The organism is Natrinema sp. H-ect1 (assembly GCF_041821105.1).
GTDB lineage: Archaea > Halobacteriota > Halobacteria > Halobacteriales > Natrialbaceae > Natrinema > Natrinema thermotolerans.
In genome coordinates this window covers 21,894-41,146 of the sequence record NZ_JBGUBA010000016.1, presented here as the reverse complement: position 1 = coordinate 41,146, position 19,253 = coordinate 21,894, and the positions used below count along the sequence as shown (strand labels likewise).

Annotated in this window: 16 protein-coding genes and 1 pseudogene; 8 read left to right on the top strand and 9 right to left on the bottom strand. The window is 68.8% G+C overall.

Annotation, left to right across the window (positions count from 1 at the left end):
- The first annotated feature begins 29 nt into the window (after window positions 1–29).
- Window positions 30–353: a multidrug efflux SMR transporter gene (locus ACERIM_RS18585; RefSeq protein ID WP_006650449.1), complete on the top strand. Its 324-nt coding sequence runs from the start codon at window positions 30–32 to the stop codon at window positions 351–353.
- 19 nt (window positions 354–372) lie between these two features.
- On the opposite strand, the gene ACERIM_RS18580 is transcribed toward ACERIM_RS18585, so the two are convergent.
- Window positions 373–858, bottom strand: a complete 486-nt coding sequence (locus tag ACERIM_RS18580; protein ID WP_006650448.1) for a metal-dependent hydrolase — start codon at window positions 856–858, stop codon at window positions 373–375.
- Window positions 859–967: 109 nt separating this feature from the next.
- Window positions 968–1,480, bottom strand: coding sequence for a CinA family protein (locus tag ACERIM_RS18575; protein ID WP_373633744.1), 513 nt, complete (start codon window positions 1,478–1,480; stop codon window positions 968–970).
- Window positions 1,481–1,589: 109 nt separating this feature from the next.
- Between ACERIM_RS18575 and ACERIM_RS18570 the strand changes: the two genes are divergently transcribed.
- The 3 genes from ACERIM_RS18570 (at window position 1,590) to ACERIM_RS18560 (ending at window position 5,562) form a co-directional block, all read left to right on the top strand.
- Window positions 1,590–2,690, top strand: coding sequence for a pyridoxal phosphate-dependent aminotransferase (locus tag ACERIM_RS18570; RefSeq protein ID WP_006650446.1), 1,101 nt, complete (start codon window positions 1,590–1,592; stop codon window positions 2,688–2,690).
- Between the two features lie 73 nt (window positions 2,691–2,763).
- Entirely contained in the window at window positions 2,764–4,206 is a 1,443-nt protein-coding gene (locus ACERIM_RS18565) for a glycosyltransferase family 2 protein (RefSeq protein ID WP_373633743.1), read from the top strand.
- 150 nt (window positions 4,207–4,356) lie between these two features.
- A complete protein-coding gene (locus ACERIM_RS18560; protein ID WP_373633742.1) occupies window positions 4,357–5,562 on the top strand; it encodes an ArsA family ATPase in 1,206 nt (401 codons plus the stop codon).
- 57 nt (window positions 5,563–5,619) lie between these two features.
- Here the strand turns inward: ACERIM_RS18560 and ACERIM_RS18555 are convergent.
- Together ACERIM_RS18555 and purF are read right to left on the bottom strand one after the other, a co-directional pair.
- Window positions 5,620–5,828: pseudogene (locus ACERIM_RS18555) on the bottom strand (tautomerase); the annotation flags it as partial.
- Between the two features lie 449 nt (window positions 5,829–6,277).
- Window positions 6,278–7,750, bottom strand: coding sequence for an amidophosphoribosyltransferase (gene purF, locus ACERIM_RS18550; RefSeq protein ID WP_373633745.1), 1,473 nt, complete (start codon window positions 7,748–7,750; stop codon window positions 6,278–6,280).
- Between the two features lie 418 nt (window positions 7,751–8,168).
- Here purF and ACERIM_RS18545 point away from each other — a divergent pair, with 418 nt between their 5' ends.
- Window positions 8,169–11,246 carry an FAD-binding and (Fe-S)-binding domain-containing protein gene (locus tag ACERIM_RS18545; RefSeq protein ID WP_373633741.1) on the top strand — a complete coding sequence of 1,026 codons (3,078 nt, stop codon included), beginning with the start codon at window positions 8,169–8,171 and terminating at the stop codon, window positions 11,244–11,246.
- 105 nt (window positions 11,247–11,351) lie between these two features.
- Window positions 11,352–13,127 (top strand): DNA mismatch repair protein, encoded by a 1,776-nt coding sequence (locus tag ACERIM_RS18540; RefSeq protein WP_373633740.1) that lies wholly within the window; start codon window positions 11,352–11,354, stop codon window positions 13,125–13,127.
- A 10-nt stretch (window positions 13,128–13,137) separates the two neighbouring features.
- Here ACERIM_RS18540 and ACERIM_RS18535 read toward each other — a convergent pair whose 3' ends face one another.
- From ACERIM_RS18535 to dps, 3 genes are all read right to left on the bottom strand, one after another.
- Window positions 13,138–13,818: a DUF6735 family protein gene (locus tag ACERIM_RS18535; RefSeq protein ID WP_373633739.1), complete on the bottom strand. Its 681-nt coding sequence runs from the start codon at window positions 13,816–13,818 to the stop codon at window positions 13,138–13,140.
- 266 nt (window positions 13,819–14,084) lie between these two features.
- Window positions 14,085–14,525 carry an SRPBCC family protein gene (locus ACERIM_RS18530; RefSeq protein ID WP_373633738.1) on the bottom strand — a complete coding sequence of 147 codons (441 nt, stop codon included), beginning with the start codon at window positions 14,523–14,525 and terminating at the stop codon, window positions 14,085–14,087.
- Between the two features lie 139 nt (window positions 14,526–14,664).
- Complete coding sequence (dps, locus tag ACERIM_RS18525; RefSeq protein WP_373633737.1) at window positions 14,665–15,324, bottom strand: DNA protection during starvation protein; 660 nt, start codon at window positions 15,322–15,324, stop codon at window positions 14,665–14,667.
- Window positions 15,325–15,455: 131 nt separating this feature from the next.
- Here dps and ACERIM_RS18520 point away from each other — a divergent pair, with 131 nt between their 5' ends.
- On the top strand, window positions 15,456–16,739 hold the full coding sequence (locus ACERIM_RS18520; protein WP_373633736.1) for a Tat pathway signal protein: 1,284 nt from the start codon (window positions 15,456–15,458) through the stop codon (window positions 16,737–16,739).
- A 148-nt stretch (window positions 16,740–16,887) separates the two neighbouring features.
- Entirely contained in the window at window positions 16,888–18,279 is a 1,392-nt protein-coding gene (locus tag ACERIM_RS18515) for a plastocyanin/azurin family copper-binding protein (RefSeq protein ID WP_373633735.1), read from the top strand.
- Between the two features lie 60 nt (window positions 18,280–18,339).
- Here the strand turns inward: ACERIM_RS18515 and ACERIM_RS18510 are convergent, their stop codons facing one another.
- Together ACERIM_RS18510 and ACERIM_RS18505 are read right to left on the bottom strand one after the other, a co-directional pair.
- Window positions 18,340–18,774: a DUF393 domain-containing protein gene (locus tag ACERIM_RS18510; protein WP_373633734.1), complete on the bottom strand. Its 435-nt coding sequence runs from the start codon at window positions 18,772–18,774 to the stop codon at window positions 18,340–18,342.
- 87 nt (window positions 18,775–18,861) lie between these two features.
- The gene (locus tag ACERIM_RS18505) at window positions 18,862–19,236 is read right to left on the bottom strand and encodes a 2Fe-2S iron-sulfur cluster-binding protein (protein ID WP_006650433.1); all 375 of its coding nucleotides are present in this window, start codon (window positions 19,234–19,236) and stop codon (window positions 18,862–18,864) included.
- Window positions 19,237–19,253: the final 17 nt, after the last annotated feature.

Sequence of the window (19,253 nt, the reverse complement as noted above, 5' to 3'; positions counted from 1 at the left end):
ACTCGCCGCGGATCGATACCATCGATGGCATGTCGTGGCCCCTCCTGTTCGTCGCCGGTTGTTTCGAGATCGCGTGGGCGATCGGACTCGCGTACTCCGACGGGCTCTCGCGGCCCGTGCCCACGCTCGTGACCGGGGTCGCGATGCTCGTCAGCGTCGTCCTCCTCGCGCGGGCCGTCGAAGAGCTTCCAGTCGGGACGGCCTATGCGGTCTGGACGGGTATCGGGGCCGTCGGGACCGCATCGCTCGGAATCGTCCTCTTCGACGAGTCGGCGACGCTCGCTAGAATCGGGTTCATCGGCCTGATCGTCGTCGGGATCGTCGGGCTCCATCTCGTCAGCGGCGGGCCGTGACGGTGGGATAGAGAAGCCGTTACAGCCCGAGTCCCTGCCGACCCAGTTCGAATCCCCACTGTGGAATCCGAAAGACGACCAGCGCGACCAGTGCGAGTTCGGCGACGGTGACGATCACCATCATGAGGTCGGCGCGCTTGCTGCTGACTGCGACCCCGATGGGCAGCCCGAACTCCTTCTTCCAGAGCGGGTAAAACAGTGCGATCCCGCGCTTGCTCCCCGCCACGTCGAGGACGTAATGGGTCAGGACGCCGACCCAGACGTACTCGAGGTTCCCGAAGACGTACGGAAAGGCCAGAAAGCCAAGCAGGATCGGCAGGTTGTGCAGCGTCTTCCGGTGTTTGCCGAAGGCGGTGTCGACGTCCGGAAAGAGCGCCCCCAGCGTCACCGGCACGCCGATCATCACGATGGTCCTGAACGTCTCCAGACTCCCCGACGGCTCGAGCAGATACCCCAGCCCGATGCTCAACAGCACGGCGTTCAACACGTGTCCCTTCTTGTTCATTCACCCGACTCTGGGGAGCCGACTCGGGAATAGCTTTCTCTCGAGACTGTCAGGTTTGCGAACCGATCCCGCGTCGGCGCGGGCCCGTCGGAGGCGACTCGCGGGCCGATCAACGGCCCTCGAGTTCGGCGAGCAGGTCCTCGAGGGCTTGATCGACGGTCTTCGCACGGACGTCAGCCCGGTCGCCGTCGAAGACGTACCGGGAGACGGTGGTGTAGGAGTCACCGCTGTCCCACGGGGCGGCGTGGGCGACGCCGATGTAGACGGTGCCGACCGGGTTCGCCTCGGTCCCGCCGGTGGGACCGGCGACGCCGGTCGTCGCGACGCCCCAGGTGACGTCGGTCACGTCCCGGATCCCCTGTGCCATCTCGCGGGCGACGGGTTCCGAGACCGCGCCGTGGTCGTCGAGCGACTCGCGACTGACGCCGAGATGGCGGCGCTTGGCGTCGTAGGCGTAGGTCGTCAACCCCGAATCGAAGTAGTCGCTCGCGCCCGGAACGGCCGTGATCGCGGCTCCGATCAGCCCGCCGGTACAGGACTCGGCGACTGCGAGCAGCTCCTCGCGGTCGCGAAGCGCGTCGCCGACGGCCATCGGCAGCTCGCGGTCGATGTCGTCGTTCATGTGCGAGTCGACGGACGCGGTCGTTGTCAAAGCGAGGGTCCGAGTCGTCACCTCGCGAGTACCGCCGGAAACGGAAAGACAAACGGTGGCCGTCGCCCCAGTGGGCCGCATGGACTACGAAACGCCGCTTTTCTTCCACGTGATGGAGTACGCGGACGCGGCGGACCGCGACGTGGTCGACATGGTCAGCGGCAACCCCGACTGGGAGCCCCCCGAGGCGCTCCGGGACGGCCTGCGAGAGTACGCCGACTTCGAGCCCGACCGGTTCCAGTACCCGGCCAGCGAGGGCTTACCCGAACTGCGCGCGGAGATCGCCGCCCGGCGCGGCGTCGACGCCGACCAGATCGTCGTCACGAACGGCGCGGGCGAGGCCAACTACCTCGCGATGGCGCGGGCCCTCGAGCGCGACGCCGGGGACGAGATCCTGCTGACCGATCCCGTCTACTCCTACTATCCGGGCAAGACGACGATGCTCGGGGGCACCCAGCGGTACGTCGCGGCCGGCGCGGAGGGACAACTCGATCCCGCGGCAGTCCGCGCGGCCGCGAGCGACGAGACGGCCGCGATCGTCGTGAACACGCCGAACAATCCCACCGGTGCGGTCTACCCCGCCGAGACGATGCGGGAACTCGTCGCCGTCGCCGAGGACCACGACGCCGTTCTCATCAGCGACGAGGTCTACGACCACTACGACCTCTCCGGCCAGTTCGCGAGCGCGCTCGAGACGGAATCGACTCACCGGATCGTCACCAACGCCGTCTCGAAATCGATGGCGGTCACCGGTCTGCGGGTCGGCTACGTGATCTTCCCGCCGGAACTGGTCGCGGACGCCAAGAGCCGCCACATGCTGGTCAACGTCGCCACGACCCGCCCCGGCCAGTACGCGGCCCTGAAGGCCTTTCGCGAGACGGGGCCCGACTACTACGAGCGCAATCGCGAACTGCTGCGCGAGCGCGTCGACACCTTCACCGACGCGCTCGAGGCCGCCGGTGCCGAGTATACGACGCCACAGGGCTCGTTTTACGTGATGGCACGCTTCGACGGCTACCCCGGGACGCTCGCAAACGTCGAGCGCCTGATCGACGAGGCCGGCGTCGCGGGGATGCCCGGCGAGGCGTTCGGGGACTCCCGATCCGAGTGGCTGCGCTTTGCCCTCGTGACCCCGCGCGTCGAGGAGGCAGCCCGGCGGTTGGCGGCGTACTTCGACTGACCGTGCCGACCGTTCGGCGGCGACGATAGTCCGGCCGAAATACCAATACGTCGGGCAGCCAACCGACTACGTAATGCTTCTCGAGGCCGTCGTCGCCGTGTTCGTCCTGACACAGGTGGCCTACTTCGTCGGCAACTGTGCGCTGGTGACGCTGCTCGTTCGCCGCTCCGACGCCCTGATCGACGACGGCACCGTAGAGCGGGTCGTCGCCGAGGCGGCCGAACGCGACCGTGAGCGGCCGCTGGCACGGCCCGATGGCGGACGGAACGCGGAGGTCGACGCCCCGTCGACGGACGAGGAGCGCCCCTCGAGCGGACCGCCGACCGTAGCCAGTTCGGGCTGTCGGCTCCCCCAGTCGGCGGTCCGTCAGCTCCGCGTTCTCGTCCCGATCTACCGCGAGTCGCCGGCCGTCCTCGCGGAGACGCTCGACAACATCGCCGCCCAGCGGTATCCGACCGCGGCCGTCTCCGTGTACGTGATCCACGAACCCGACGATCCGACCGTGTCGGCGGTCCGCGAGTCCATCGCCGCCCGCGAGGACGACATCGCCGTCGAGTTCGTCGCCGTCGACCGGGCGGCGCTCGCGGCCGACCGCGCGCCCGGCAACTGGACGTTCAGCGGGACGGGCGTCCCACGGACGAAGGCCGCTGCCCTGACCTACGCCTTCACGACGCTGTCGTTTTCGGCCGACGACGTCGTAACGGTCTTCGACTCGGACACGCAGGTGCCCCTCGACACGTTCGAACTCGCCGCCGCCGGCCTCACCGAGTACGATATCGTGCAGGCGAAACAGACCGCGCGAAACGTCGACGACGGCCTCCTCCCGCTGCTCGAGTCGATGGGGATCGCAGCGTGGTCGGACCTGATCTACGCCAACTCGACGGACGGCCCCTACCAGCTGCTGGGGAAGGCCTACTTCGTGCCGGCCGGCGTCCTCTACGACCTCGACCGGTGGCAGCTCGACGCGGTGACCGAGGACATGGCGCTGGGCGTCGCCGCCCACGAACGGGGCTGTACGCTCGGCATCATCGACCGCTACGTGCAGGACCTCTGTCCGGCCGACCTCGAGGCCTGGATCCGGCAGAAACGCCGCTGGGTCCGCGGCCCGTATCGGCACCTGCTGACGCCGGGCTGGTCCGGGCTCGAGCGCGCCCGGTTCTGGGCGGGTACCGTGTTGACCCAGCTGCTGGCGGTGACGAACGTCCTCGGGCTACCGGTCGGGCTCGCCGTCCTGTGGCTGACCCTCACCGGCTTGACCGGCGTCGTCCCCGGGTCGCTGCTCCCGCTCGTCGCGTTCAACGGCGTCGTCTGGTGCTACTACAGCTGGCGGTCCTACCGCGCGGCCTGGGAGGCGATCGCCTTCGACAGCCGGTGGGAACAGGTCCGGTACTCGCTGGTCTCGAACCCGATCACGCAGGCGCTGTACGCGACGCTGTGGGCCGTCCCGATCTGTCTGGCGCTCGCCGACGCCGTCCGCGGCGTCGTCCCGACGCTCGACGTGACGCCCAAGGACTGAGACGGTTTCCTGTCAGTCATTGCCGGCACAACCGCCGCCGGATCGCGGGTGCGCCGGGACATCGGGACAGCAATCCATCTGGCTCGAGAGCGGCACGATCGTCCGCGGGAGACCGACGAATACTCCTGTCGGGACCGGGAACGGCGGCGTATGAGCGGCATCGACGTCGAACCGGTCGACGAGGAGGAGCGGGGGAAAAGCGACGACGGCGACCACACCATCGAGGTAACGCCGACCGACTCCGTCGGCGACGAGGAGCGCGAGACCGTCGACGTCGAGCCGTCCGACGAGCCGATCGACGGCCCCGACTACGTCCTCTACGGCGGGAAAGGCGGCGTCGGGAAGACGACCATGGCGGCCGCGACGGCGCTGGACAGCGCCCGCGGCGGGACGTCGACGCTGGTCGTCTCGACCGACCCGGCCCACTCGCTGTCCGACACCTTCGAGACCGACATCCCGGCCGAGCCCGGCCGAATCCGGGACGATATCCCGCTTTACGCGGCCGAGATCGACCCCGAAACCGCCCTCGAGGAGGGAGAGACGCCCTTCAGCGCGGGCGAGGGTGCGGACGAGACGGACCCCTTCGCTGGCGGCGAGGCGGGCGGCTCGCCCTTCCCCGGCGGCGAGGGGGACGCGAGCGGGCCGCTCGGTGGCCTCGGCGACATGCTCGGCGGCGAGTCGCCGATGGATGCCCTGTTCGGCGGCGCGATGCCCGGTGCCGACGAGGCCGCCGCCATGCAACTCCTGCTCGAGTACATGGACGACCCGCGGTTCGAGCGCGTGGTGGTCGATACGGCACCGACCGGTCACACCCTCCGGCTCCTGCAACTCCCCGAGATCATGGACACGATGATGGGCCGCATCATGAAACTCCGCCAGCGCCTCGGCGGGATGCTCGAGGGCGTCAAGGGGATGTTCGGCGGCGACGCGCCCGACGACGGCGACGACCTCGAGGACCTGGAGGTGCTTCGCGAGCGCATCGAACGCCTCCGAGCGGCCCTGCGCGACCCCGCGCGGACGGACTTCCGGATCGTCATGGTCCCCGAGGAGATGAGCGTCTTCGAGTCCAAGCGCCTGCGGGCCCAACTCGAGGAGTTCGGGATTCCGGTCGGCACCGTCGTCGTCAACCGCGTGATGGAGCCCCTGTCGAACGTCACCGACGACGTTCACGGGGAGTTCCTGCAGCCGAATCTGGACGACTGCGAATTTTGTCAGCGCCGCTGGGACGTCCAGCAGAGCGCCCTCGCGGAGGCACAGGAACTGTTCCGCGGCACCGACGTTCGGCGGGTCCCCCTGTTCGCCGATGAGGTCCGGGGCGAGGGCATGCTCGAGGTCGTCGCGGCCTGTCTGCGGTAGGCGTCAGCCCCCGACGAATCGGTACCCGGCCGGCCGCCTTTCACGACCGTTAGTCGCTGCCCTCAGAAAGAGCAGCGGGCCGTCGACGACGCGTTCGAGGTGGAGGTCGTGGAGGTCTCGGCCCGCCCGCGATCGCGGATCGAGACCGCGACGTGACCCGCCGTCGTCACCATCCCGTCGGTGTCCAGCTCCGTCACCCGATCGGCGAGAGCGGTCGTTTCCTCGTCCGACAGCGACAGCGTCGTCTCGAACCACAATAGCGGCATCCCTCGAGTCGACCGGTGACCGGCTTGGGCGTTCCGGCAGCGGCCGAACACCGTCGACATCCCGTAGGGCGTCGTCCTGCTGTTCGGGGTGAACTGGCTCCCGATCGCGTAGGTTGTCGAGATCGGAACGCTCTCGACGGAGTGCCCGAACGCCTTCCGAGGACGGGGAGCAGGAGGACACCGATTACGACCGCGAGTGCCGTCGGCACGAGCGGGCCGACGATTGACCCGAAGCGAGCGGAGGGGAAGGAGGAGTGCTTTTGATCGAAACTGAGCGGGATCTTCGATCCCGCGAGGTCGGCGGCGCTTCGCACCGCCTGCTCGAGGGACCTCCGGTCCCTCGCTGTCCAAAAGAGCGCTGTGCGCTCTTTTGAAGATTTTGCCGAGTGACGAGCGGACGGTTGCGCTGATGGCGCAACCGTCCGCTCAGAGCGCAGCGCAAAATTTCGTTAGTCGTCCGCGGGCAGCTGCTGGCCGCCGACGTCGGGCCGGCTGACGTCGCGGTCGGTCTCCTCGCCCTCGATGTCGTAGGGGTACTCGCCGGTCACACAACCCAGACAGAGGTCGATGCGCTCTTTCCCGAGGACGTCGGCGACGGCGTCGGTCGAGAGGTAGGCGAGACTGTCGGCGGCGATCTCGTCGCGGATCTCGCCGACGGACTTGTCCGCGGCGATGAGTTCCTCGCGGGTGGCCATGTCGATCCCCATGTAACAGGGGGCGACGATCGCGGGCGCGCCGATCCGGACGTGGACCGCCTCGGCCCCGCAGTCCTTGAGGAGTTGGACGAGCTGGGTCGAGGTCGTCCCGCGGACGATCGAGTCGTCGATGACCGTGACGGTCTTGCCCTCGATCGTCGACTTGATCGGGTTGAGCTTGAGCCGCACCGCGCGCTCGCGCTCGTCTTGGGTCGGCATGATGAAGGTGCGCCCGACGTAGCGGTTCTTCATCAGGCCCTCGGCGAACTCGACGCCGTCGTCGTCGGCGTCGCGGGCCTCGCCGTCGGCGGTCGTCTCGCCTGCCGCGTCCGCGTAGCCCGAGGCGAAGGCGCGTCCGGAGTCGGGAACCGGCATCACGACGTCGGTCTCGACGCCGCTTTCCTCCCAGAGCTTGCGCCCGAGGTTCCGGCGAGCCTCGTAGACCAGCGTGTCGTCGATGACGCTGTCGGGACGGGCGAAGTAAACGTGTTCGAAGAAGCAGTGGGCGGTGTTCTCGTTCTCGACGAGCTGATATGAGTCGAAGCCTTCGCCGTCCTCTTGGAGAACGACCAGTTCGCCCGGCCGAACGTCGCGGACGAGTTCTCCATCGAGCGTGTCGATCGCCGCCGACTCCGAGGCGAGGATGTAACCGTCCTCGAGTTCCCCGATACAGAGCGGGCGATTGCCCTGTGGGTCGCGCACGCCCAGCACGGTATCGTCGTGGGTGATCGTCAGCGAGTACGAGCCGTGGATCCGGCCCATCGTGTGCTTGACCGCGCGGACGAGGTCCTCCTCCAAGAGGTTGCGCGCGAGGTCGTGGGCGATGACCTCGGTGTCGCCGTCGCTGGTGAAGGCGTGGCCCGCGGCGGCGAGTTCGTCGCGGATCTCGTCGGCGTTGACGAGGTTGCCGTTGTGGCTCAGGCCGAGCGAGCCGCTCTTGAACGAGACGGAGAACGGTTGGGCACACGAGGAGTCGACCGAGCCGGCCGTCGGATACCGGACGTGGCCGATCCCCGCAGCGCCGGTCAGTTCGTCGAGATCGCCCTCGCCGAAGGCGTCACCCACGAGCCCCATTTCGACGTGGCTGTGCTGCTGGAACCCGTCGTGGGTGACGATACCGGCGGACTCCTGACCGCGGTGCTGGAGCGCGTACAGCGCGTAGTACAACGGTCGTGCCGCGTCCCGACCGTCGAGTGAGACGCCGACGACGCCGCACTTTTCGGTCATTCCTGTTCGCCGGGGAGTCTCGCCCCGCCCATCAGTCATGGGTGTTCGTAGGGCACCGAGACGATAAAAATCCCCGTGTTTGTGGTGCTTCGGCTCCCCATCGACCAGAATTGTATGCGCGTTTGTGTATATCCCGTCGGGGACTGCGTGACGGCCTGTCACGTCACGGCGGGAACGGTCGACTGACCTCGGATCCCGCGCTCGGTGATGACGTCCCGGATTGCCTGCCCGGTCGGGAGGATCCGGTGGCGCGTCGAACCCCAAGTGCGTGCGTACCCGGTATCGGAGCCGCCCGGATCCGGCCGTTGGGGCTCTGTCGTGTTCGGCGCATAATAGTTCGCCGACGGCATCGGCCGGTGGTCCGAACGGTTTATCGGTGTGAAACGTGTGACCGACTATTCAACGTGTTCAGTTGAGGATGACTGCAAGCTCTAACACGACGTTCGACGGCGGGGCCGAAACCGGTGACCGGCGGGCCGAGTACGATTTCGTCTCCGACGACGTCGCGCAACCGGCGCTGGTCGACGAGATCCGCGACCGCGTCGCGGGGGACGTTCGCTTCGACACCTACACGCGACAGCTGTACGCCACCGACGCGAGCGCGTACGAGCTGACGCCGATCGGCGTCGTCTATCCGAAATCGACCGACGACGTCGCCGCGACCGTCGCCTACTGCGCCGACCGGGGGATTCCCGTCCTCCCGCGCGGCGGCGGGACGAGCCTCGCCGGACAGGCCGTCAACGAGGCCGTCGTCCTCGATTTCACCCGCCACATGGACGGCGTGGTCTCGATCGATCCCGAGGACCGCCGGGCCCGCGTCGAAGCGGGGACGGTCCTAGGCGAACTCAACGACACACTGGCCCCTCACGGCCTGAAGTTCGCACCCGACCCCGCGGCCGGCGACCGCAGCGCGATCGGCGGCGCGATCGGCAACAACTCAACGGGCGCACACTCGCTGGTCTACGGCAAGACCGACGCCTACGTCGAGGAATGTGAGGCGGTGCTTGCCGACGGCACGGTCACCACGCTCGGCGAGGTCGCCGTCGATGATCTCCGCGAGTCCGCCGATCCCGACGGCTCCGTACTCGAGCGGATTCACGCCGAAGTCGTCCGGATCATCGACGAGGAGAGCGAGGCGGTCCGAGAGCGGTTCCCGGACATGAAGCGCAACGTCTCCGGCTACAACCTCGACGTCCTCGTCGAGGAGGCCGAGACGGGGACCGTCAACCTCGCGCGGCTGCTGGCCGGCAGCGAGGGGACGCTGGCGGTCGTCACCGAGGCCGAGGTCGCGCTCGAGCCCGTTCCCGAGACCAAGGCCGTCTCGCTGCTGTTCTACGAGAGCGTCCTCGAGGCCGTCACCGACGTCCAGCACGTCCTCGAACACGAGCCCGCGGCGGTCGAACTCATCGACGACGTGTTGCTGGGGCTGGCCCGCGACACGACGGAGTTCGAGGAAGCGGCGTCGCTGGTGCCCGACGCCGCGAACGCGGCGCTGTTGGTCGAGTTCTACGCCGATGACGACGACCACGGGCGGGCACAGACGGCCGGCCTGCTCGCCGACAGGGCCCCCGGGACCGACGCCGAGGCGGCCCCGCCCGCCGAGCGGCCGTCGATCGACGAGACGATCGCGTTCGACGGCCTCGAGGCCCACGACGAGGGCGAGCGCGAGACCTTCTGGACGCTGCGAAAAGCCGGGCTCCCGATCCTGCTCTCGCGGACTTCCGACGAGAAGCACATCAGCTTCATCGAGGACTGTGCGATTCCGCCGGAACACCTGCCCGAGTTCGTCGAACGGTTCCAGTCGCTGCTGACTGAGAAAGGGCGGGACAACGATGCGGCCTTCTACGCCCACGCCGGCCCGGGCGTCCTCCACGTCCGGCCGCTGGTCGACACGAAGGCCGACCGTGACCGCGAGGAGATGGTCGCGATCGCCGACGCGGTCACCGACATGGTCGTCGAGTTCGGCGGGTCGGTCTCCGGCGAACACGGGGACGGCCGGGCACGCACCCAGTGGAACCACAAGCTGTACGGCGACGATCTCTGGCAGGCCTTCCGCGACCTGAAGACCGCGTTCGACCCCGACTGGCTGCTCAACCCCGGCAACGTCTGTGGCGACCACGACATGAGCGAACACCTCCGGTACGACGCCGACTACGAGTACGACGCTGGGCTCGAGCCGTCGCTGCACTGGGACAACGAGAACGGGATGCAGGGGATGGTCGAACTCTGTCACGGCTGTGGCGGCTGTCGCGGGAGTCAGGAGACGACCGGCGGCGTGATGTGTCCGACCTACCGGGCCGCCGACGAGGAGATCACGGCCACCCGCGGCCGGGCGAACCTCCTCCGGCAGGCGATGAGCGGCGACCTGCCGGACGACCCGACCGACGACGAGTTCGCCGAGGAGGTGCTGGACCTCTGTATCGGCTGTAAGGGCTGCAAGCGCGACTGCCCGAGCGGCGTCGACATGGCCAAACTCAAGACGGAGGTCATGCACGAGCGCCACCAGGAGGAGGGCGCGAGCCTCCGCGACAAACTGTTCGCCAACTTCGACACGCTCGCGGCCGTCGGCAGCGCGCTCGCGCCGGTGTCGAACCTCGTGCAGTCGCTTCCCGGCTCGGGAACGATCGCCGAGAAGACGGTCGGCATCGCGAGCGAGCGGTCCCTGCCGGAGTTCGAGCGCGAGACGTTGCAGGATTGGTTCGAGAAGCGAGGCGGCTCGCGCGTCGCCGAATCCGAGGCCGAACGGAAGGCGGTCCTCTTCGCGGACACCTACACGAACTACAGCCACCCCGAGGTCGGCAAGGCGGCGGTCCGCGTCCTCGAGGCCGCGGGCGTCCACGTCGACGTCGCCGACCGGACCGACAGCGGCCGACCGGCGCTGTCGAAGGGCTTTATCGATATCGCTCGCGATGCGATCGAGGCGAACGTGGCCGCACTCGAGCCCCGGATCCGCGAGGGCTGGGACGTCGTCGTCGCGGAGCCCTCCGACGCGGTCATGTTCCAGTCAGACGCCCTGGACCTGCGCTCGGGCACGGCCGTCGAGCGGTTCGCTGCCAATTCCTACGGTCTCTGTGAGTACCTCGACACCTTCCGGCTCGACGAGAACGTCGACTGGGCGGCACCCGACGAGTCGGTCGTCTACCACGGCCACTGTCACCAGAAGGCCGAGAAGAAAGACCACCACGCGGTGGGGGTCCTCCGGCGGGCCGGCTACGCCGTCGACCCGCTCGACTCGGGCTGTTGTGGCATGGCCGGGACGTTCGGCTACGAGGCCGAACACTACTCGCTGAGCCAGTCGATCGGCGACATCCTCGTCGGCCAGATCGAGGACAGCGGTGCCGACGTCGTGGCCGCGCCGGGCACCTCCTGTCGGACCCAGCTCGGCGACAGCGAGGTCGAGCCGGTTCCGGCCGACAGTTCCCTCGCCGGCGGCTCGCTGGACGGCGAGTCGCCGCCGACGCCGATCGAACTGCTCGCACACGCCGCGTCGCGGTAACGCGGGCTCGGCGCTGTCCCCATCGGCGCGTTCACCGTGGTTCTACGACGGGACTCGAGGCCACGAGGCGCAGTGTTCAAGACGGTCGCCTCGAGTCAACAGCGTATGCGACTCGAGGAGTACTGGGGCGTCGGCCCGAAGACGCGCGAGCGGCTGGTCGACGAACTGGGGACGGAAGCGGCGGTTCGGGCGATCGAGAACGGCGACGTCCGGGCGCTTGCCGACGCCGGGCTCGCCCGCGGTCGGGCGACGCGGATCCTCCGGCGGGCGACCGGCGGCGCTGGCATGGACGTTTTGGCGACCAGCGACGCGCGGTCGGCCTACAAGGAACTGCTGGATCTCGCGGTCGAACACGCCGTCACGCAGCGGGCTGCGGACCGAATCCGGGTACTGACCCCGCTTGCCACCCGCGAGGCGATGGACTCTCGCCTCGACGACGTGATCGCGGCGCGGGACGCGTGGGCCGCCCTCGAGGAGGAAGAGCGTGAGGCGGTCCTGGCGGCCTACGAGCGCTACGACGAGCGCGAGGGCAGCGAGTACGCCGCGGTCGAGGCCGCGATAGCGCTGCTCGAGGCCGGCGTCGATTCGGGTCCCTTCGCCGCGATCGCCGACCTCGAGCGCGACCGGCTGGCCGACGCCGCCGACGCGCTGGCGGCGCTGGACGGGAATCGGGTCCGCGAGGGGGCCGACGACGAACTCGATCGCCTCCGGGACTCGCTGGGGGCGATCGAGGATCTGGACGCGAACGCCCTCGAGCTGATCGAGGAGCTGCGCTCGGAGGGGGTTCGCGACGTGGAGGGCTTTCGCCAGTCCTTCGAGGACCACCTGCTGACCGAGACCGGCGTGACGATCGATCGGGTTCGGGACGCGATGGCGACCGACGCCACCGACGCGACGGACTTCGTCGGCGCCACGCTACGGGCCCTCCGGAGCGACCTGACCGAAGCGGTCGACGAGCGCGAGGACACCGTCGCGAGCGACCTCGAGGACACCCTCGACGATGCCCGCGACGCAGTTAATCAGGCCATCGAAGCCGTCGACGACATCGCCTTGCACCTGTCGCTGGCCCGCTTCGCACTCGAGTACGATTGTACTCGTCCCGTCTTCGTCGAGGGCGACGACGCCGCCGTCTCGGTCGTCAACGCCCGCAACCTCACGCTCGCCGCGCGCGACGACGAGTCGGTCCAGCCGGTGACCTACGGGCTCGGCGATCACGGGGTCGCGAGCGTCCCCGAGGGCGTCGGTTCGGTCCCCGGCCAGCAGCGGGTCGCGGTCCTCACCGGGGCCAACAGCGGCGGGAAGACGACCCTGCTCGAGACGCTGTGTCAGATCGTCCTGCTGGCGACGATGGGCCTGCCGGTCCCCGCGGATCGGGCCGAGGTGACGCCGGTCGACTCGCTGGTCTTTCACCGCCGGCACGCGAGCTTCAATGCCGGCGTCCTCGAGTCCACGCTCAAGTCGATCGTCCCGCCCCTCTCGACGGGCGGGCGCACGCTGATGCTAGTCGACGAGTTCGAGGCGATCACCGAACCGGGCAGCGCGGCGGACCTGCTACACGGCCTGGTCACGCTCTCGGTCGACCGCGAGGCGCTTGGCGTCTTCGTCACCCACCTCGCGGACGACTTAGAGCCGCTGCCACCCGAGGCCCGCGTCGACGGCATCTTCGCGGAGGGGCTCAACCCCGACCTCGAGTTGCTCGTCGACTACCAGCCCCGCTTCGACACGGTTGGCCGGTCGACGCCGGAGTTCATCGTCTCACGGTTAGTCGCCAACGCGGACGACCGCGGCGAGCGGGCCGGCTTCGAGACGCTCGCGGAGGCGGTCGGCAACGACGTCGTCCAGCGGACGCTCGCGGACGCCAGGTGGACGACTGGCGAGTGATCGATCGGTCTCAGGCCCCGTCTCCGCTCTCCTCGTCCTCCCGTCCGTTCCCCTCACCGTCCCATCTGTTCCCCTCGTCACGCTCGTTCTCGCCGGTTTCGTCCCCGTCAGTGTCGCGTTCCCCGTCGGCTCCCTCGAGCCCGTCCGCGCCGCCGAGCCACCGGTCGAGGGGCGGATCGTAGCCGCCAGCCGGCTCGTCGGCCGGCGCGTCGCCGTAGGTGTAGCACCGCCCGTCCCACTCCTCGTGGACACGGGCCTCGAGGTAGGTCTGTGCGGCCCGCCGGGACAGGACGCCCATCTCGATGACGTCGGCCAGCGCGGTCTTGGTCGCACGAAACCAGACCCTGACCGCGCGGTCGTCGACCGGTTCCGTCGCGACGATCGCGCCCCGGCCGCCGTCGCGGCCGTCGCCCCACTCGAGCCAGCAGACCCGATAGGGATCGACGGCATAGCCGGCGTCAGGGGCGACCAGATACAGTGCTTCGTGGACGCGGGGGTCGAGGTGATCGGTCAGGATCCGCTCGCGGCTGATCGAATCCGCGAGCAACGCACCGTCGATCGCGCCGTCGGCAAGCGGCGTCCGCGGGGTGATCGCCTCGGCGAGGGCGAGGTCCTCGCCGCCCCAGTGGCTGTACCGCAGTCCGTAGAGCCGGTCCGGCCGCCGGTAGGCGACCAGCGCTCTATGTCCCATGTGCGTGCCTCGCTGGTGGACTCGGGGCGGTTCGCTCACGGCTCGTACGACATCGGGTAGAGCGGGTCACGGCGAGCCTCGCCGCTTGTCCGTACTTGAACCCTCGCCGAGCCACCCTCGAGTCACGTGGAGACGCTGTTCGTCCCGGCGTCCCCTCGCCACGGCGCGTCACCGCCGACTTCCGCCGGCTGGACCACCGCACCGACGACGAACTGCCGGTCGGGCCGACACACGGGATCGGATCGCTCGCGTCGCTCTCGGCGTTTCTAGGCGGTGATCCGCCGTTCCGCCCGCGTCGCGATCGCCTCGTTCATCGCGACGAAGGCCCGCTCGAGGCGTGCCTCGTCGAACGCCAGACCGGCGAGTGCCCCGCGGACCGTCTCCCGCTGGAGCAGTCGGGTCCGGCGTCCGTCGCCGATCGGCTCGAGGTGGAACTCGTGGTAGCGATCGAACGCGAACGGCACGACGAGCCGATCGTGCCAGGCGAGCCGTCGCGGCGGCTCGGCGGCGACGACCGTCGGCCCGATGGGCCGAGGGCGGTACGCGAACGCGTCGCTCCGTTCGGAACCACCCGTCGCGTCGACGGCGACGCCCTCGATCGTTCGCGTGAGCGGGTCCCACTCCGGGTAGGTGTCGAACGCTATGAGCGCATCCCAGACGACATCGGGTGGCGCGTCGATCTCGACGAACGCCTCGATCTGATTCATGGGAACGTATACCACTCGAAGACGGATGGCACTGCCGGTCATCGCTGGCGCGCCGCGATGGGGGTGGGCCGGGATCCGGGGCCAGCGAGCGCTCGAGGTCGGACTCGGGGTCGACGCCGTGGTCGCCGGCGCGTCCCGGCTACGCGCTGTCGTTGAACCGGCGGTTCGTCGAGAGCGGTGCATCGCCGGGCTCGCCCCGGACGAAGTGGCCCGCCGGATTGATCTCGCCGTCCCGTTCCATCGAGAGGAGTTCGACGAACCAGGCCTCGTGTTCGATCTCCTCTTGCAGGATGCGCGAGGCCATGTCGTAGGTCCGGGGATCTTTCCCGTGGGTCATGTCACAGACCTCCGACCACGTCCGGATCGCACAGCGTTCCGCCTCGAGCAGGACTTCGAGGATGCTCTCGGCGTCGAGTGACTCGGTGTCGAAGCTCCCGTCGCCAGCCATCGGCGTCGGAACCTCGGCGTCGGGACAGGACGCTCGATCGGCGAAGTCCCGAATGTCGTTCGGCAGTGCGCCGCCGAGTTCGTACACCCGCGGCGCGACCAGTTCGAAGTGGGCCCGGTCCTCGAGGCGGGCGTCCTCGGTGATCTCCTTGTAGTCCTCGTGACCGGCGAGATGCATTCGAAGATTGGTGTAGTAGTAATAGGTCGTGAACTCGGCACCGATCGCATCGATCAGTTTCTCGCGCAGTTCCTCGGGCTCGAGCCCGCGTTCGCGAAGCACCTTCATCCCGACGCGCTCGCTCGTGTCCCCTGCGTCGACGTTGCCTGCCGCGTGTGGTTTCTCGTCCGACATCCACCGGTCCACTCCCATAACTCGGCGCATGAAGCTTTGCTTGCAATTGCCGAGAACCGTCGGTGTCGCTCCCTCGGTGGTTCAACGGTCGGACCACAATATCCTTAGTCGTCAGCACCCCAGAGTCGTGTATGGACAGGTCGGACCGCGGACTCCCGCGTCGCGAGTTCGTCAAAAGCGCCGTCGCCGTCGGCGGTGCCGCTGGGCTTGCCGCGTGTCTCCAGCGCGAGGAGCGCGAGGACGTCCCACAGGCCGTCCTCGCGCCCGACGAACTCCCGACCCGACAGCACGCCTGGAACAAGTTCCTCTCGACGGACGACCACGGCAACGACGTGCCGCCCCGACACCACCTCCTGCTGGCCCTCGAGTACGTCGGCGACGGCCCCGCCGACGCCATCGAGGAGCGCGACCAGCTCGAGGCCGCGTTCCAAACGCTCGAGCGGGCCTACAAACGGGGCAACGAGGGGCTCGCCTTTACCGTCGGCTACGGCCCCGCGTACTTCGACCGGTTCGAGAGCGACCTCGAGGGGGTCGGACTTCCCGATCCCGAGCCCCTGACCGCGCTGGAAGACCCCGCGATCGACGAGTACGACGCGCTGGTACATCTGGCCAGCGACTACGGCCACGTCACCTTGAGCGCCGAGGAAGCGCTGAAGGGCGAACTCTCGGACCTGAACGGACTCGCGGTCGAGGGTACGCTCGAAGGGGTATTCGAGATCGCCGAACGCCGAACGGGGTTTATCGGCCGCGGGCTCCCGGCCGAGAAGCAGTCGGGCGTCGCCGGCATCCCCGACGGCGAACCGGTCCCCGAGGACGCGCCGATGTTCATGGGCTTCAAGTCCGGCTTCCGGCGCACGCAGGCCAGCGAGGACCGCGTGACGATCGACGAGGGGCCGTTCGCCGGCGGGACCACGATCCACCTTTCGAAGCTCAACCTGCATCTCCAGCAGTGGTACGAGCAGGACAGCCGCGAGCAACGCGTCGCCAAGATGTTCTCGCCGACCCACGCAGAGGAGGGGCTCGTCGAGGGAGCCGGCCACAACCTCGGTGACTCGAGTCGGGTGACCGAGGTCGCCGACGCGGCCGACGAGGCTGCCCGGCGGAAGGGGACCGTCGGCCACGCACAGAAGACCGCTCGCGCCCGCGAAGACGGGGAGCCGATCGTCCTCCGACGGGACTTCGACTCGACCGACGACGACCGGGCTGGCCTTCACTTCCTCTCGCTGCAGCGCTCGATCGACGACTTCGTGACGACCCGGACGGCGATGACCGGCGGCGACCTCACCGACGGCTCGGTCGGCCGGCGAACGAACAACGGCATCCTCCAGTACATCACCGTCGCGAACCGGGCGAACTACCTCGTGCCGCCTCGAGAACGGCGGGCCTTGCCCGAGCCTGCACCCGGACGCGACTGAGCGTCCGCGAACGCGGCTAGCCGCGGACGGTCGCCGCTATCTCGCTCACCGTGATTGTCCACGTCCCTTCGATTTCAGCAGCGATGGCTATTCGACCGGGATACACCACCGGGTCGGGCTTTATCCACACCCTCGGTGTCCGATTGCTATGGCGTCATCACGACGGCGATTCCTCGAACTAGGGACGATAGCAGCGATCGGCGGACTCGCGAGCGCGTCCGGCGTCGGCGCGACCCAATCCGACGGCGAAGGCGACGAGGGCGACGACCCCGAAGTGACCGTCACCGCCAGACAGGAGCCGGGCGACGCCGTCTACTGGGTGTTGCCCGGCGAGCGGCGACTGAGTCCGTCGGTGTTCGGAACCGCGGAAAACCCGCGACGCGGGACCGACCTCCTCGAGGCACGGATCGAACAGGCCCGGGGGCTCCCCTCGCCGCTCGGCGAGGCCGTCCCACAGCTGCTCGCGGACCTGCCCTTCCTCGTCGCCGCACCCGACGAGGCCCGCGAACCGATCGAGGACGACGACTCGATCGCCCAGCAACGATTGACCGAACCGACGTTGTACAGCGACGAGGCCGAGGTTACCAGCGGTTCGTTCGAGATCACCTACGAAGATCACCAGCCGTACGATCTCCCCGGCGCGCCGGGCGAGACGACCGATACGGTCGCCCTCGAGGCGCAGTTCACCGATCCGGCGGGTAACGAGTACAGGATCGACCACGATCACGTCATCCAGCCGCCGATCCCCGGCTACGAGACCGGCGGCGGCGTGTTGACCGGCGGCTCGCTGCACGGCATCACGGGGACCGGCTCACCGCTGTTCCCGCAGGTCTACACCTACGGCGCGTCCTGGGGCGTCGGCCACCTCGAGGTCAACGGCGAGCGGGTCACCGAGGAGGGGATGCGCGTCGTCCACTTCATGACGACTGCGACGGTGCGTGACGAACGGTATCGGATGGTCCTCGACGAGGAGCTGCCGCTCGCGCCCGCGGAGACGATCGCCGGACAGATCCACCACACGCACGGCGTCGTCTTGCCGATCAGGCCGACACCCGACGGCCCCGTCTACGATCCGGTACCGACCGCGTTCGAACTCCCGAACGGCGAGACTCAACCGTTTATCCACGCGATGTGGGAACAGGACGAGATCGTCGAGGGGCCGTTCGCGGACTGGGAGTTCCCCGGCGACGGCGGCGAGACGCCGGCAGATGGGGACGACGGCACCGACACACAGGCCGACATCCGCCTCGTCGGTGAGACATCCGGCTGGCAGGGAGCCGCACCCGATACCGTCGCGGGGACCGAAAACCCGACCCTGTCGCTCAAGGCGGGGACCGAGTACACCCTCGTCTGGGAGAACGGCGACGGTCTCCAGCACAATTTCGCGATCGAAGACGAGTCGGGGGAGGACGTACTCGAGACGGACCTGCTCGGGGAAGAAGGGGCGACTCAGTCGGCTACATTCACCGCCAGCGCCGAGATGGCCGAGTACTACTGTCAGGTCCACCCCAACTCCATGCGGGGAACGATCGACGTGTAGTCCCTGCGGGGCTCGAGCGCCCCATCGGTCGGCGAACCGCCGGCTCGCCTCGAGGGCCGCTCAGGTTCCGGGCACGTGCGTCCGGCCCGCGCTAGCCGCCAGTTCGTCGAACAGCGTCGCGGCGTCGCTGGCCATCGGATACGCGTCGTGGTAGGGATCGATCTCCCGGTCGGTTCCCCAGACGACCCGCACGGCGTCCGCGAGTCGTTCGTAGTTCTCGCCGACGATGTCCCGAACCAGCACCGGCATCCCCGCCCGCTCGCAGAGTTCGGTCGCGGCCGCACGGCCCGCCCAGACCGTCCCGGCCTCGCAATCCGCGAAAAAGAGCGCGAACGGCGTCTCGCCGAACTGAGCGTCGAGGAAGGCCTGTGCGGCCGGCTCCGACCACGAGACGACGCCGACTGACTCGAGCTGCCGGACGGCGGTCGAGGCGGCCGAACAGAACGGACAGTCGCCGTCGGAGAGCAGGACGGCGGTAAACCGCGGCTCGGTCATACCGGGCGGTCAATCGCGGGGGCCGAAAACGTTCGGCGGGCAGTCGCCGGGTCGGTCGGATCCGGACGGACCGCCGTCGCCCCTCGGCTAGCCAAGTTTCGACCGTCCCGGCGGCCTGTCGTGGTCGGCCCGATGGCGAAGCAGTTCGTCGTACTGTTCGACCAGGATAACGCAGTCGGCGCGGGGCTGGGCCACGCAGGTCAACACGAAGTTCTCGGCCTCGTCTTCGGGGTAGTACCGCTTCGCGTCGCTGTGGTCGACTTCACCCTCGAGCAGTCGCGCGCCGCAGGTGATACACCACCCCTGCTGGCAGTCCGCGGAGAGCCACAGCCCCGCCCGGCGGGCCGCCGCGAGGATCGCCTCGTCCGCGCGGACGTCGATGGTCCGGGACTTGCCGGCTGCCTCGAGGTCGGCGTCGTCGGGGACGCGGAGTTCAACCTCCCACGTCGTGGGCGCTGTCACGGGTACACCTACGGCCG